The organism is Salinigranum salinum (assembly GCF_009176545.1).
Lineage (GTDB): Archaea > Halobacteriota > Halobacteria > Halobacteriales > Haloferacaceae > Salinigranum > Salinigranum salinum.
Genome location: NZ_VTOJ01000001.1, coordinates 1,366,485 through 1,381,075 on the forward strand (window position 1 = coordinate 1,366,485; position 14,591 = coordinate 1,381,075).

16 protein-coding genes and 1 tRNA gene are annotated in these 14,591 nt (G+C 68.1%); 6 read left to right on the forward strand and 11 right to left on the reverse strand.

All coding sequences use genetic code 11. The features are described 5' to 3' along the window. Window positions 1–22: 22 nt before the first annotated feature. Window positions 23–814, reverse strand: coding sequence for a proteasome assembly chaperone family protein (locus FZP69_RS06490; protein WP_152040527.1), 792 nt, complete (start codon window positions 812–814; stop codon window positions 23–25). Window positions 815–1,032: 218 nt separating this feature from the next. On the opposite strand from FZP69_RS06490, the gene FZP69_RS06495 reads away from it, so the two are divergent. Continuing rightward, on the forward strand, window positions 1,033–2,448 hold the full coding sequence (locus FZP69_RS06495; RefSeq protein WP_152040528.1) for a PAS domain-containing sensor histidine kinase: 1,416 nt from the start codon (window positions 1,033–1,035) through the stop codon (window positions 2,446–2,448). 3 nt (window positions 2,449–2,451) lie between these two features. On the opposite strand, the gene FZP69_RS06500 is transcribed toward FZP69_RS06495, so the two are convergent. The 5 genes from FZP69_RS06500 to FZP69_RS06520 form a co-directional block, all read right to left on the reverse strand. Next, window positions 2,452–2,643, reverse strand: a complete 192-nt coding sequence (locus FZP69_RS06500; RefSeq protein ID WP_152040529.1) for an RNA-protein complex protein Nop10 — start codon at window positions 2,641–2,643, stop codon at window positions 2,452–2,454. Between the two features lie 12 nt (window positions 2,644–2,655). Next, entirely contained in the window at window positions 2,656–3,456 is an 801-nt protein-coding gene (locus tag FZP69_RS06505; RefSeq protein ID WP_152040530.1) for a translation initiation factor IF-2 subunit alpha, read from the reverse strand. Window positions 3,457–3,466: 10 nt separating this feature from the next. After that, complete coding sequence (locus tag FZP69_RS06510; protein ID WP_152040531.1) at window positions 3,467–3,640, reverse strand: 30S ribosomal protein S27e; 174 nt, start codon at window positions 3,638–3,640, stop codon at window positions 3,467–3,469. 2 nt (window positions 3,641–3,642) lie between these two features. Next, a complete protein-coding gene (locus FZP69_RS06515) occupies window positions 3,643–3,924 on the reverse strand; it encodes a 50S ribosomal protein L44e (RefSeq protein ID WP_152040532.1) in 282 nt (93 codons plus the stop codon). 210 nt (window positions 3,925–4,134) lie between these two features. Beyond that, the gene (locus tag FZP69_RS06520) at window positions 4,135–4,428 is read right to left on the reverse strand and encodes a hypothetical protein (protein ID WP_152040533.1); all 294 of its coding nucleotides are present in this window, start codon (window positions 4,426–4,428) and stop codon (window positions 4,135–4,137) included. 168 nt (window positions 4,429–4,596) lie between these two features. Here FZP69_RS06520 and FZP69_RS06525 point away from each other — a divergent pair, with 168 nt between their 5' ends. Next, entirely contained in the window at window positions 4,597–4,854 is a 258-nt protein-coding gene (locus tag FZP69_RS06525; protein ID WP_152040534.1) for an HAH_0734 family protein, read from the forward strand. Window positions 4,855–5,264: 410 nt separating this feature from the next. Here the strand turns inward: FZP69_RS06525 and FZP69_RS06530 are convergent, their stop codons facing one another. Further along, entirely contained in the window at window positions 5,265–7,778 is a 2,514-nt protein-coding gene (locus FZP69_RS06530) for a DUF2298 domain-containing protein (protein WP_152040535.1), read from the reverse strand. A gap of 190 nt (window positions 7,779–7,968) precedes the next feature. On the opposite strand from FZP69_RS06530, the gene FZP69_RS06535 reads away from it, so the two are divergent. From FZP69_RS06535 to FZP69_RS06550, 4 genes are all read left to right on the forward strand, one after another. Further along, window positions 7,969–8,223 (forward strand): hypothetical protein, encoded by a 255-nt coding sequence (locus FZP69_RS06535; RefSeq protein ID WP_152040536.1) that lies wholly within the window; start codon window positions 7,969–7,971, stop codon window positions 8,221–8,223. A gap of 92 nt (window positions 8,224–8,315) precedes the next feature. Continuing rightward, complete coding sequence (locus FZP69_RS06540) at window positions 8,316–9,110, forward strand: glycosyltransferase (RefSeq protein WP_152040537.1); 795 nt, start codon at window positions 8,316–8,318, stop codon at window positions 9,108–9,110. 4 nt (window positions 9,111–9,114) lie between these two features. Further along, on the forward strand, window positions 9,115–9,558 hold the full coding sequence (locus tag FZP69_RS06545) for a GtrA family protein (protein ID WP_152040538.1): 444 nt from the start codon (window positions 9,115–9,117) through the stop codon (window positions 9,556–9,558). Between the two features lie 72 nt (window positions 9,559–9,630). Continuing rightward, window positions 9,631–9,705: transfer RNA gene (locus FZP69_RS06550), tRNA-Met, on the forward strand. A gap of 216 nt (window positions 9,706–9,921) precedes the next feature. On the opposite strand, the gene FZP69_RS06555 is transcribed toward FZP69_RS06550, so the two are convergent. From FZP69_RS06555 to FZP69_RS06570, 4 genes are all read right to left on the reverse strand, one after another. Further along, window positions 9,922–10,872, reverse strand: coding sequence for a ring-cleaving dioxygenase (locus FZP69_RS06555; protein WP_321168782.1), 951 nt, complete (start codon window positions 10,870–10,872; stop codon window positions 9,922–9,924). Next, a complete protein-coding gene (locus tag FZP69_RS06560; protein WP_152040539.1) occupies window positions 10,869–11,606 on the reverse strand; it encodes an alpha/beta hydrolase in 738 nt (245 codons plus the stop codon). The genes FZP69_RS06555 and FZP69_RS06560 overlap by 4 nt, the downstream gene beginning before the upstream one ends. A gap of 1,118 nt (window positions 11,607–12,724) precedes the next feature. Then, window positions 12,725–13,492: an IclR family transcriptional regulator gene (locus FZP69_RS06565; RefSeq protein ID WP_152040540.1), complete on the reverse strand. Its 768-nt coding sequence runs from the start codon at window positions 13,490–13,492 to the stop codon at window positions 12,725–12,727. A 226-nt stretch (window positions 13,493–13,718) separates the two neighbouring features. After that, entirely contained in the window at window positions 13,719–14,573 is an 855-nt protein-coding gene (locus tag FZP69_RS06570) for a BKACE family enzyme (RefSeq protein WP_152040541.1), read from the reverse strand. Window positions 14,574–14,591 lie beyond the last annotated feature (18 nt).

The following is a 14,591-nucleotide window of genomic DNA, read 5'->3' on the forward strand; positions in this document are numbered from 1 at the left end:
TGGCTCAGCCGTTCCAGGTGGCTCAGCCGATGTATCGCAGATCGTCGTCGGTCGGCATCGACCCCTGCTGGTTCTGCATCTCCTGGATCTTGCCGACGACCTCCTCCATCTCCTCGGCGCGCTCTTCGAGCGACTCGAAGCCCACCTCGAAGCCGATGATCTCCTCCAGCGCGACGAGGACGGCCTGTGCGCTCTTGGGGTCGACGAGGTAGCCGCTCGTCTCTCCCATCAGACAGCCGACGTCGAGACCCCGACGGCCGCCGAGGCCGAGCAGGAGTCCCGAGACACCGACTACCCCGCCGGCGGGTTCGTCCTCGCGGAACTCGACGCCGGCGGCCTCCAGCGGTTCGATCGCCTCCGCGTGGGAGACGGCCCCGAGGACGCTCGGTTCCTCGACGAGTTCGCCGGTCGGGACGCCCCCGAGCGCGAACACCCGTTCGACGTCGAACCCCGCCGCCACGTCGAGGAACGCCTCCGTGAGCCGGTAGTGCCCCGCGTTCGTCTGTGCCTGGTGGTCGCCCGTCAGCACGAGGAGGTCGACGTCGCCGTCGTCTGCGTCGTCCGTTTCGTCGTCCGCGGCCGGGATGTCGACGGCGTGAATCTCCGCCGACGCGAGCTCCGCGACCCCATCCTCGATCGTCACCTGTGGGGGGAACTCGGTCGCGAACACGCGCCGTACGACCTCGCTGTCGAACTCCTCGAGGAGGTGCTCGACGGCCAGCTTTCCGACGTGACCCACGCCGGGTAACCCTTCGATGAGGACCGGATCGGACAGCTCCGGATCCGCCAGCGTCTCGATCTCGATGTCGTCCATGCCGCATAGTCGCGTGGCACGTCTTAAGAGCACGTTGGTCGCCTGCGACGGAACCTGAGACCGACTCGACCCCGGACGCGTGACTCGTCGGCTCGACGTCCCGGCTCGTCTGCGAGTCGTCGGTCGCCGCCCACCGTGAGCACCGTCGTCGACCGATAAGTATCAGCCGCGATACTCGGCCCGGTAGCTATTGGTTGCCGCGTCGTCGACACCGCGCAATGGACAGGACGGCGTTCGAGGAGACGCTTCTCGACCACACGATCGACATCATCGTGGTGCTCGACGAGACCGGCGAGTTTCAGTACGCGAACGCGGCCGTCCGGCGCGTCCTGGGGTACGACCCCGAGGAGCTGATCGGACGGAACGCGCTCGACCTGATCCACCCCGACGACCGGTCGGAGGTCGTCGGCGTCTTCCGGCATCTCGTCGACTGGGAGCCGGACGCCGACCAGCCCGCAGCGGACTGGTCGGAGTTCCGCTACCGCGGGGCGGACGGGGAGTGGGTCTGGCTCGCCGCTCGGATGTCGAGCGAGCCGTCGAGCCGCTCCGGCGGCTACGTCGTCAGCTGCCGGGATATCGACGCCCAGCGGCGGGCCGAGCGCGAGCACCGTCGGACCCACGAGCGGCTCCTCCACATCGCCGAACACACGAACGACGTGCTCTGGATGTTCTCGGCCGACTGGGAGGAACTGCTGTTCATCAACTCGGCGTACGAGGAGCTCTGGGGCCGATCGATCGAGGCGCTCGAGGCCGACGCGACCGACTTCCTCGAGGGTGTCCATCCGGCCGACCGCGACGCCGTGCAGCAGGCGATGGCGTGCATCTCGAGCGGCGAGTCGATCGGCACCACGTATCGGGTGAACGCGGCCACCGGCTTCGGAACGTGGGTCTGGGTACAGGGTCACCCCATCGTCGAGGACGGGACGGTGACCAGAGTCGTCGGCTTCGCCCGCGACGTGACCGAACGCCGCGAGCGCGAGCGTCAACTGCTGGTGATGGACCGACTCCTCCGACACAACCTCCGCAACGAGATGAACCTCATCCTCGGCCACGCCGAACAGGCGCGCGACCGCGGTGGCGAGGCGGTGGCGTCCGACGTCGACCGGATCGTCCAGACGGGCGAGCACCTGCTGCGGACGGTCGACAAGGAGCGCGACATCGTCGCCCTGCTGACGGACGCCGAGGAACCGGGTGCGGTCGATCTGGTCTCGATGGTCGAGGACATCTGTGCCCGCGTCCGCGAGGCCCATCCCCGGGCGACCGTCGAGGCGACGCTCCCGGCGGCCGCGACGGTTCGTGCGGTGCCGAAGCTGTCGCTCGCCGTCTACGAACTCCTCGTGAACGCCATCGAACACGCCGACAGCGACGCACCGCGGGTCGAACTCACCGTCCGGGTCGACGACGACCGGGTCGATCTCGTGGTCGCCGACGACTGTCCACCCATCCCCGTCCAGGAGATCCGTGTGCTCCGGGGCGAGCGGGACGTCCGCTCCGTCTACCACGGTAGCGGACTGGGGCTATGGCTCGTCTACTGGGCCGTCGATCGCTCCGACGGGGAACTCGCGTTCGAGACGGCCACCGACGCGGGTCGGGGCAACACGATCACGGTCTCGCTCGACCGCCTCACCGGATGAGGCTCACGCCGAATCGTCCCGGCGCCGCCGCTTCAGCCGACGACGGTACTCGCCGTAGGGGTCGTCCGGGTCGAACGGGGCGGGAGCGCTGTTCTCTGCGTCGGCACCGCAGCGGGGACAGGTCGACGCGAGCGTGTAGACGGGACGGTCGTGTTCCTCACGCCAGGCGGCACAGACGCGAATGTCCGATTTCACGGCTCTCCCCCGTTACTCGTCGTCTTCGTGACGCTCGCGGTGGTAGTGAGCGGTCCCGCCGTGCGCTTCGATGGCCTCGCGTGCGCGCCCGACGGCGGTCTCCAGCTCCGACTCGGCGGTCTTGTAGTCGGGCGCGCGGACCTTGATGCGGTACTCCGGCGAGCCGACGTACGTGACCTCGAGTTCGATCCCCTCGGGGACGTCGCCGTTCCCCCCGGCGGCCTGCAGCGCCTCTCTGATGTCGTCGACCCCGTCGCCGGTCGGACAGCGCAGGTCGACGTAGCCCGTCACGTTCACGTACGGCACCGAGACGTTCTCGCGGGCGACGTCGACGACGGCCTCGACCTCGTCGTCGGAGAGGTCGACGTCTTCGAGCGCCGCCGCGCCGTGGATGGCCGCGGCCTCGAAGCCGTCGTAGAGGCTGTCGAACTCGGCGAGGATGGCGTTGGCGACGGCGCCGTACTGCTCGTCGGACACCTCCTCGCCGAAGGCGAGCGTCATCCACTTATCGGCCTTCTGTTCGTTCTTCCACTCCTGGATCTTCTCCTTGCGCTGGTGCTCGTTGACGTCCTTGATCGAGAGGTCGATCTGCTGTGAGGACTCGTTGACGTCGAGCACCTTCGCGACGACGGTCTGTCCCTCGCGGACGTGGTCGCGGACGTTCTTGATCCAGCCCGAGGCGACCTCGGAGATGTGGGCCAGGCCGCGCTTGTCCTCGTACTCCTCGAGGTCGACGAAGACGCCGAAGTCGGCGATGTCGTCGACTTTTCCCACGACGAGTTCGCCCTTGTCGGGCCATCCACTGTACTTCATCTTCGATCCCTCAGCGCGCCTCGACGGTCTCGACGATCTCGTGGTCGATCTGTGCCTTCCCACCCGTGGGCGTCGCCAGCGTCGTCCCGCAGACGGCGCAGTTCACCGTCGACGAGGCCTTGCCGAAGACGATCTGCTCGTTCTCGCAGTCGGTGCACTTGATACGGTAGTACGAACCTGCCATGACTACTCCTGGAACTCCAGTCGTCCGGCGCGCCATCCCTCGCGCATGTGGGCCTTGCCGCAGTCGGAACAGCGGTACTTCAGGTGGACCTTCTTCGTGGGCTTGTCGCCACCGGGCACCTTCGAGAACTTGCCGGCGTTCCCGATGGTGGAGCGACCAGCACGGGTGCGGCGGGCGTCCCACTTCATCCCCGTGGGGCGGCCCTTTCGGACTTTCTCCACCTCGTGTTCGTGGTGGGCGTTGCAGTGCGGACAGTACGTATTGAACCGGCGAGGCATCTGCATGATATCTACCTTGCCGGGATTTTGACGCCGTGAGTTAAAACCCGTTTGGTTCCCGTCGCCGCCGTCGTGACGGTGCGGGACGGTCACACTGCTCGCGGTCGGGACAGGAGCACCTGGACTGTTGCTCGCCGTCGTCCGTCCCCGCCTCGTCGTTCCCGTCTCCCTCGTCGTCCGCCGCTGTCGGCCCCTCCACGCTCCGCTTCGAACGACCTACGCCCCACCCCAGGCCGGATGCGCCCGGATCTCCTTGCGAACCGTCTCGCAGTCGGACTCCGACGCGACGCCGAGCGCATCGACGATGCGGGTCGTCGTCTGTCGGTCCGCGACCCCTGACGAGCCGTCGGCCGCGTCGAGTCTGAACGTCGGACTCCGAGACAGTCCCCCGAGACCCGAGCCTCCCGACCCTTCGACGACCGTCGGGAGGATCCGGTGTTTCGCCAGCGTCCGGATCAGTTCGTCCCTGCCCCCCTCGATCGCGTCCGTGAACTCCGTCTGACTGGCCATACGTGCTGTTTCGTTGTCATCCGACTTCACTCTGACGCGGGGACACCTCGCTCCCGCGGCAGCGTCCCGACGGGATCGACCGGGGCCGGCGTGTGCGGTGGCGACCGGAACCGACACCGTTCGCGGAATCCCGAAGAGATTAAGCCCGCGTCGCCGGAACCCGGAGGTATGAAGAAGCTCATCGTCCGCGGTGATCCCGGGATTCGGCGCGACGCCGTCATCGAGTGGGACGGCGAGGAGCAGATCTGCTTCGCCATCGACCGGCAGGGGGACTACCACGGACCGGACGAGGTTCAGCTGTGGTGCACCATCGGCACCGAGGACGAGCGCGAGACGTTCGACAAGCGCGAGTACGTCCCTCACTTCCTCGACGTGGACTCCGTCGACGCCGAGGCGCTCACGGTGATCCAGAAACGCGGCATCTGAGCGCGCTCCCGCCGGACCGCCGTTCCTTCACCCTTCTTTCGTCCGCTCAGCGGTCCTCTTTCGTCCGTCCTTTCGTTCGTGTTGCACTCCGATCCACACGCTCCACGAACGGGTTACGACCCGGCTACCCACGACTCGGTTCGTCTTCGCCCACTCGATCGACGTCTCCGTCCCGCTCGAGCGGGAGGTCTGTCCGATCCCCGACCGACCTACCTCGGCGCTGCCGTGGTCGCGGGTGGTGCCGCGTCCGTCCCTTCGGGCAGCGACCCCGTCGCGGTCAACCCCACACAACGGCGAGTGGGACGCACTGGAGCCGAGACTAAACGGCACAGAGACGGTCCACTCCGGGCCGGCGGTCCGTGGCACCGCCGTGGCTCGCGTCCTCGCCCGGTCCGCCAATACTCGGGTACTCAGCCCGCGGGGAGTTCGTCGGCGTCGACCCGGTACACCGTCACCGATCCGCGCTCGTAGACGGGTTCGACGCCCGCCAGGTCGGTCACGGTCACGTCGTCGTACCGGAGCCGTTCGGACGGCCCGATCCAGATGTACTCGACGTCGTACTGTCGCAGGAGTCGCGCCTGCTCCTCGGGGGTGCCGAGGAACATCGTGTCGACCTCGCGCACGCGCGAGTAGTACGCGTCGGGACCGCGGTAGCCGACCTCGTGTTGCCACCCCGCGACGGTGGGGATCCCGGTGAGACTCGCCGCCGGGTTCGAGGTCCACGCGTACATCCCGCGTTCGCGCTCGTCCGTCCCGCCGCGCGAGTGCCACGTCGTCCCGGGGGCCGACAGCAGCGTCGGCTGCCCCTCGCGCTCGTCGAGCCACCGGATCGCGGGTGCCTCGTCGGGGTGCTGGCGATCGACGAACGTAGTCGCGTCTAGCGTCGGCTCGGCCGTGTTCTCGAAGTGGTTCCCCAGCGCGAAGACGCCGTAGGTGCTCGTCGAGACCACGAGCAGCACCACGAGGCAGACGGCGAGGACGCGCCGGATCGGGAGACCGACACCGAGCCGTCTACCCTTCTCACCGTTGGCATCCCTGTCGGCTCCGTCACTGCCGCTGCCGGCGGTGTCCCGGCCGCGCTCGCCGTCTCCGCCGCCGTCGGCAGCGACTGCCCCGCGTGTCGGTGTCGTCGCCGCTGTCTCGGTCGGGCTCCCGCGGACGAGGCCGGCGAGCGCGGCACCGGCGGCGACTCCCCAGAGCACCCACGTCTGGATGTAGAACTTGAACACGGTGTTCATCCGGAGCGGGCCGGCCTGCTCCGTGAGATAGACCAGTTCGACCATCGTCACCAGTCCGGCCCCGCCGACGACGAGCACGGTCTCGAAGCCGACCGGGCGGTCGAACCGAAGCGCGACGAACCCCACCACCAGGAGGGGTGCCGTCAGGAGGAGGACGGGCAGATCGACCGCACTCGCGACGAGCGCGACGACCGTGACGCCGACCAGCACGGGCGTCACCCGACCGATCCGCGCCAGGAGGTACGCGCCGAACGCGGCGACGAAGCCGCCGTGGACGAGGAGCAGTCCTTGAAGGGAACTGCGCTCGGCCGCGGCGAGGACCTCGAGCGACCGGCTACTCCCGCCACCCATCGCGAGCGCGACGAACGGGGCCGAGAGCACGACGCCGACGACGCCGGCGACCACGGCGACGCCGAGCGCTGCACCCAGTCGACCGAGTTCGCCGACGAGCCGTGAACCCGCAGCGCCGTTCCCGTCGGCCTCACCGACGCGGTCGAGCAGCGCCGATCCACGGGGGAGGAGCGTGAGCGGGTGGGCCGGGGCGAACGCGACGCCGAGGAAGAGCAGGCCGAACAGCGTGGGGAAGCTCCAGGTGTCGACGACGGACTGCAGTCCCGCGACGACCGGGACGGCACCGAAGACGAGCAGCCGTCGCCGTCCGATCGCGGACGCGGGCGTCTCGTAGTACGCGAACGCGAGACCGGCGGCGAGGAGGACGAACGGCAGACCCATCATGTGCGCGTGGAGGTCGCCGTTGAGCCACGCGAACAGCGGGAACTCGTTGATCGTCCCCGGGATGATCCGCGAGGCGTCGAAGTAAAAGAACCCCGACGCGCTGTCGAGGATCTCGACGGGATCGCCGCCGGTTCCGTCCGCGATCCACGTCGCGAGCGCGGTTCTGCTCCCCGCCGGGAGGAGCCCCAGCGCGACGTCCGACGCGGTGTGGAGGTTGGCGGCGAACCCCACGAAGAACGCGCCCAGGAGGCCGGCCAGTCGGGCCGACCCGTCGCGCGGAGGGGTGGGGTCGGCGTCGTCTCGTGTGCCCCGAGCGCGTCGGGCCGCCGCGATCGTCGCCGCGAGGTCGTACGCCGCGGCGACGAGCATCGCGTAGAAGCCCGCCAGCGCGAGGTTGTACGCGAAACGCGGCGGTGTCAGCGACAGCCGCGAGAGGAGCGACGTGATCAGGTGTCCGCCGTAGTAGTAGCGGACGGGCTCGCCCGCGAACCACATGTCCTCCGGGGGGAGCGTCTCGCTGCGTGCGAGCGACTTCAACAGCCCGAAGTCGAGGAACTTCTCCCCGCCGAGCGCGTGGACCGCCGGGTCGACCGCCCGGACGGCGACGAGCAGGCCGAACGCGGCGGTGAAGACGACGGCCGCCTCCGCGAGCGCCCGGCGGTCGAGTTCGAGGTCGGGCGCGAGTCGGAGCGTTCCCGCTCGGAGTGCCGACAGGTCCGCGCCCGCGACGACGCCCGCGACGACGAGGACGACGACGCCGACGACCAGTCCGGCGGTGAGCGAGAGGTGACCGACCCAGTACGCCGGCAGCGTGAGGACGACGAGCGCCACCGGGAGAGCGAACCCCGCGCCCCGACCGGGGACGCGGAAGAGGCGCGCGGCGATCGGTACGCCGGCCGCGGTCACGGCCGCGAACAGGAGGAGCCAGCGAACGACGAGGGCGTACTCCATCTGTCCGAACGACTCGCGCCGCAGCCTATACGTTTTCTGCCTCGGTTCGCAGTACTGATCCCTCGTCGATGGACCCCGCCGGTCCGACCCCGATCGCACTCCGTCGGCGACCGCGGTGACGTCGGACCACGTCGGAGGGGTAAACACCAAGAGGGAAGCCTCCCCGTGTTCAGACGGTGAGGACGAACGGATGACGGACCGACCACCGAGACTGACCGATGGGGGTGACTCCGGCGAGGGAACGGCGACCGACGGCGTCGACCAGCGACGGGCGATCCTCGGTGGCGTCGCACTCGTGGTCGCCGTCGTCGGTTTCACTGCCGTCCGGGCGGCAGTCGACGCGCTGGGCGTCCCCGGCGAGTGGGTGCTCGTGGCGCTCCCCGCGTTCGGCGTCGTCGGCGTCGTCGGCTTCGTCCTCCTCGTCTCGACGGTGGTCCCCGAGTGAGAGCTGTCGTCAGCGAGTGAGCCCGGGTCGTCAGCCCGGACGGTCGTAGCTATTCGGTCGGTTTTTTATCCACCCTCTGTAACGCTCTCTCAATGAGCACTGTCGGTGTCGTCCTGCCCGCTTACCACCCCGAGATGGATCTGCTCACGGCGTATCTCTCGGCGATCGACGACGTGCTGTCACCGGCCGTCGTCCGCGTCGAACTCGACGATCCGCGTCCGGGGACGGTCGACGCCCTCCACGATCTCCCGTTCCCTCTGGAGGTCAACGCGGTCGACGCGCGCCGGGGGAAAGGTGCTGCCATCACCGCGGGCTTCGAGTCGCTCGCTCCTCGCGTCGACGTCCTCGCGTTCGCCGACGCCGACGGCTCGACGCCCGCCGACTCGCTCGCCGACGTCGTCCGGCCCGTCGTGGCGGGGCGGGCGGGGCTCGCCGTCGGTTCCCGCCGTCACCCCGAGTCGACCATCGTCTCCCACCAGACGTTCGCGCGCCGACGGCTCGGCGACGGCTTCGCCTGGCTCGCCCGTCGGTTCCTCGACGTCTCGCTGTCCGACTACCAGTGCGGTGCGAAGGCGCTCTCGACCGACGTGTGGGCGGCGGTTCGCGAACACCTCTACGAACCCGGCTTCGCGTGGGACGTCGAGCTCGTCGCGGTCGCTGGCGCGATCGACTGCCGGGTGGTCGAGGTGCCGGTCGCCTGGGAGGACCACCCTCAGTCGACCGTCTCGACCGTCGACACCACGCTCCGACTCGCTCGGGCGCTCGTCCGCTCGCGACACCGTGCCCGGTCGCTCCGCGACGACCGTCTGCACACGTTCCTCGGCCGGCTACACGACGCCGAGCCTTCGCTCGTCGAACGCCTCACCGTCGACGTGGTCGACGAGTGATCACATGTCCGTCATCGACTCCCTGCTGTCGGGGACCCGCTTCGGCAAGTTCGCCTCCGTCGGTGCCGTCGGTGCCGTCTTCGACGTGACCACGGCCACGCTCCTCCGCGAGCTCGGCGTCTACCCCGAACTCGCCGTCTTCGTCGGCATCGAGGTGGCGATCGTCGTCATGTTCCTGCTCAACGACAACTGGACGTTCGCCGAACAGGGTGCCGCCGGGATCGGCGCGACGCTCCGCCGCCTCCTGCGCTCGAACCTCGTCCGCGCCGGTGGCATCGTCGTCCAGCTGGCGACGTTCCGCTTCCTCTTCCGCGTCGTCGCGCTCGAACTGGAGGTGGCCGGCGTCGACGGCTGGTTCGTCCTCTCGAAGATCGCCGGCATCGGGACGGGAATGATCGTCAACTACGTCGCCGAGAGCCTCGTCACGTGGCGCGTCGGGCGTGGCTGACTCGCACGGGCGAAAGTAGCATACGGCGTCCGAATCACAATCCTTAACCGGGGCGGTCGACTCGTATCGTGTAGCGGGATGGGATAGCCAGGAGATTCCGCCGGGCTCATAACCCGGAGATCGGTAGTTCAAATCTACCTCCCGCTACTTCTGGAGTGAACAACTGCGCGGAGCTCCGTCTCCGCGCCTCTCGTGAACGACTGACGAAGCGAGCAGTAGATTTGAACGAGAGGACGAAGCGTAGCGGAGTCCGCGTTGTTCAAATCTCCCTCCCGCTACTTCTCTCGGACTCACCTTCCAAGTGGCGCGTTTCATCGCGCTGCGCCGCCGAGCGCGACGAGCGTCCACCACTCGACGGGTCGGCTACCCTTCGTCGGCGTGCTCGTCGGCTCGCTCCAGCGGAGGGAGCTGTTCCCCGATCATCTCACGGTCGGCCTCGAGCCACCCTGGCAGCTGGAGCGTTTCGCCCAGCGACCCGACTGGTTCGTCGATGGCGAACCCCGGCCCATCGGTCGCCAGTTCGACGAGAACCCCCCCTGGTTCGCGGACGTACACCGATCGAAAGTACGTCCGGTCTTTGACGTAGGTCGGCTCCAGGCCGTCCTCGACGAGGAGCACGCGCCACGCCTCCAGCGCCTCCTCGTCGGGCAGTCGGAACGCGACGTGGTGCACCGTGCCGATTCCCTCGCGGCCGAACGGGAGTTCGGTGTCGAGGACGTCGACGACCGCACCATGCGTTCCTGGCACCCGATACCGGACACGGACGCCCTCCTGGCCGACGAGGTCGAACCCCAGCGCGTCGAGGACGCTCGCGGTCTGAAACGGACTCGCGGAGGCGAGTGTCACGCCGTAGAGCCCTCGAATCGCGTGTTCTCGCGGGACGTTCTCATTACCCCACCCACGTTCCGACGTCTCGATTCCGACGAGTTCGAGCGGCTGGCCCTCGCCGTCGTCGAACGCGAGGAGCGACTCGCCGAACCGCTCGCCGCGTGTGACGTCGACACCCTCGCGCGCGAGTCGGTCGGCCCAGTAGTCGAGGCTCCCGCGCGGAACCGAGAGAGCGGTCGCGGTCGGCTGCGGCCGGCCGACGCGCCCCTCCTGTCCGCGCTCGGCCGGGAAACAGGTCAGGAGCGTGCCGGGGGTCCCTCGCTCGTCGCCGAAGTAGAGGTGGTACATGAACGGATCGTCGTAGTTCACCGTCAGTTTGACGAGCTTGAGTCCAAATATTTCTGTATAAAATCGGAGTGTCGCGGCCGACGATCCCGTGATCACGGAGACGTGGTGGAGCCCCGGTGTCCGTGGTGGCAGGCTCACTCGTCGACTCCCGTCGCCACGCCGTCCTGGGGCCTGTCGTCGGTCGTCGCGTCGTCTCCGTGCCGTTCGCCGCGGGAGAGCGTCACCGGACCCTCGATGAGGGTGCGGACGAACGCGATCTCGTCGTCGTTCACGGTGTGTGCCATGCCCGGATAGATGCGCTCCGTGACGTCGCCGCCGAGCCGCTCAAAGACGTCACGGGACTCGTGGACGCGCTCGACGGGGACGTGTGGGTCGACGTCGCTACACCCGAGGAAGACGGGCGTCCCGGCGAGGTCGCCCGTGTGCTCGAACGTCGTGCCCTCGGGACCGATCAGCCCGCCGCTCAGGACCACCAGCCCGCCGTATCGCCGTGGGTGTCGCGCGACGTACTCGGCGGCCAGACAGCCGCCCTGGGAGAACCCGACGACGACCACACGCTCCGGGGGGACACCAGCGTCGATCACGTCGTCGACCGTGGCGTCGACCGCGGCGATCGCAGACGACAGATCCGGCTCGTTCGCGTCGATCGGTGCGAGGAACGACCGGGGGTACCACCGGTTCCGGTGTGCCTGCGGCGCGACGGACGCGACCCCGTGACGGTGGAACTCGTCGGCCAGCCGGAGGACGCTCTCGGCGGTCGCTCCCCGTCCGTGGAGGGCGACGACGGCGGTGTCGGCGACGCGGAGTGGTGCGCCCGCGTACCTCGGTGTGAGCCCCTGGTGCGGGCCGTCAGGTGATTGGGTCGTGTCCATGTGGTGACTGTGCCGAGGGCGAGCATAACACTTCGCTGACACGGGGGTTACGTGGTAGCGTGTCCGTCACCCCGACTGTGGCGAGCGTCGCGACGCGGCGATCCAACCCGAATTCGATGAAAGTAATTGTATACTAGCACGTCGATCCTCGGCCATCGTCCGTCGCCCGCCGAGGCTTCGAGACGTCGGCTCGAACTCCTGTTCCGCGGTGCGCGGAGCGATGGCCAGTCGACCGGCCGGGTCCGAGGGTCCCGGGAGTCACACGGAGTCGGCGGCGTCGCACACCTCCGCCAGCCCTTGGCAGTACGCTGCTCTGGTGATCGACGGCGGTGTCGAGCGGTTCGAGGGCGGGATCCAGACGCTTCGGGAGATGCGGATAACGTGCGATCACGGGGAACGGATCCTCCAACTGGCAGTGTCCCGCCTCGTCCGTCGTCGACACGGAGGACCGGATCACCGCGATCGTCGGCGTCTCGATCCCGGCCAGGTGACGTGCGACCGTCGACCGACTGAGGACGTTCTCAGCACCGCCAACGTCTTCATCGCGACGCTTCGGTCGTCGGAACCCGTTACATCCGTACTGCTGTCATTTTCGGCGCCGTCACGGACGAATGGTACTGGCTGATCGAGTCCCCCCGAACAGAACGGTGGAAGTACGCCGTCTCCGCGCCCGCGATGAACGGCTGGCGTGGTGGAACGGGCGACCCGCGGAGCGACACATACGTCGAACGCTCCCTCTACGACCTCCAGTCGGACCCGACGGAGTCCGCGAACCTCGTCGGCCGGGCGGACTACCACGACGTGAGGGGTCGACCTCCGTCCGCGCCTGCGCGAACACATCGCTGCTGTTGGAAGGGACGAACCGACCGTCGACGTGTACGAGAACCCGGGCGATCGCGAGTACTGAGCTGTCCCCCCGTCCCTTCCCGTACATCGTTCCTCGTCTGATCCCCTCAGTTCGGGCTCGTCGCGACACGGTCACACGCTCCGGCCCGTCGCCGTTCGACCCCCTTCGCCGCGTCCGCTGCTTCGCGAGACGCGAATCGATCACGAACGTTCACCACGAAAGGAATTACAGTCCTACAGATGTAACGGGATGTGGTCGATCCCGGCGGGCGTCAGGTGAGCGAGTTCTCGAGCTCGAACTCGTTGGCGACGCCGAGCAGGACCTCCGGGAGCTCCGTCTCGAACCGGTCGTCGGTCAGTCGGTTCGCGGGGCTCGCGACGCTGAACGCGCCGACGACCTGCCCGTCCGAGCCGTCGACCGGGACGCCGACGGCTTTGACGCCGTCGAGCTGTTCCTGGTGGTTGAACGCGACCCCTCGCTCACGGACCGTCGACAGCTCCTCGACCAGGACGTCGGCGTCGGTGATCGTGTTCTCCGTCGCGGCCGGGAGGCCCCACTCGTCGACGATCGCCTCGACTCGTTTCTCGGGCAGCCGCGAGAGGATCGCCTTCCCGGCCGACGTCTGGTGGAGGTAGAGCCGCTTTCCGACGGTCGAGTACGTCCAGACCGCGTGCTCCCCCGAGAAGGTGTACATGTAGACGCCACGCCCGTTCTCCTCGACGACGAACACGGCACGGCACTCGGTTTCGGCCGCCAGCTGTTCGGTGTACGACTCGGCGATCCGGTACGCGTTTCGCCTGTTGCGAACGTAGTCTCCGAGCCCCAGGAACTTGAGACTCAGGTGGTAGACGTCCCCGCTCTTCACCACGTATTCGGCGTCGACGAGTGTCGTCAGATGGGCGTGGATGGTACTCGGTGCCAGTCCCATCTCCGCCGCCAGCTCCGTCACCCGTGCACCGTCCATCTCCCGTAGCGTCTCGACGACCTCGAGGGAGGTCGCGGTCGTCTGCAGCGTCCGGCCGCCGTCTTGCGCGCTCATAGCGCATAGTGGTGACCCTCACTATTTAAAATTCGCGACGTGCAAATCCCTCTCACGGGTGATCGACCTGAAAACCGCAGGGCCTGCCCACGTACCTCGCTTCGTGTCGTCGAGAGCCCACGTCTGATTCGCCTCTGGTGAATGTTATCAGACGTCCAGAGATCCCGTGCGGGACGTCCGACCGAACCCGTCGCAAAGAACGGTCTACGGGAGACGCCGTGGCGATTCAGAGCCCGAGTAGCTCGCGCGCCTCGCTCGGCGAGGCGATCTCGCGCTCGAGTTCGTCCGCGATCCGGGCCGTGCGTCGGACGAGCTGTGCGTTGCTCTCGGCGAGTTCGCCCCGGCGGTAGTAGACGTTGTCTTCCATGCCCACTCTCACGTGCCCACCCATCGTGATCGCCGCGGTGGTCATCGGCAACTGGTGTTTTCCCACGGCGAGACACTGCCACTCCACCGGGTCTGGGAGGTTGTCGACGAAGTTCACCAGGTTCCGGGGGCCGGGGGGCATGCCGTTCTGCATCCCGAAGATGACCGTCGCCCAGTACGGCTCATCCAGCAGTCCCTCCTCGATGAGGTGTTCGGCTTCGGGGATGTGCCCGGGATTGAACAGTTCGAGCTCGGGCTTGACCCCGGCGTCGCGCATCCGTTCGGCGTACTCCTCGTTCTGCTCGCGCGTGTTCTCGGCCGTTCGCGTCTGGCCGAAGTTGATCGGGCCGAGGTCGACGGTGGCGACCTCGGGTCGTGGTTCCGTCTCGAGGATGGGTGCGAGGCGCGTTTCGCGGGAGTAGATGCCGCCACCGCCCGTGGTGAAGTTGACGATGATGTCGTCGCAGTGGTCGTCGATGGCGTCTCTCAGTAGCTGGAACCGTTCGACGTCTTTCGTGTCCTCGTGGTTCTCGTCGCGGGCGTGGAGGTGGACCATCGACGCACCGGCCTCCTCGCACTCCGCGAGGTCCCGTGCAACCTCGTCGGGCTGTGTCGGCAGGTTCGGGTTCGCCTCCTTCCCGTGGAGGCCGCCGGTCGTCGCGACAGTGATGACGAGTTTCTTCTCGAAGTAGTCGGTGTAGCCCTGATACGGCATGACTCAACCGACTCGGCG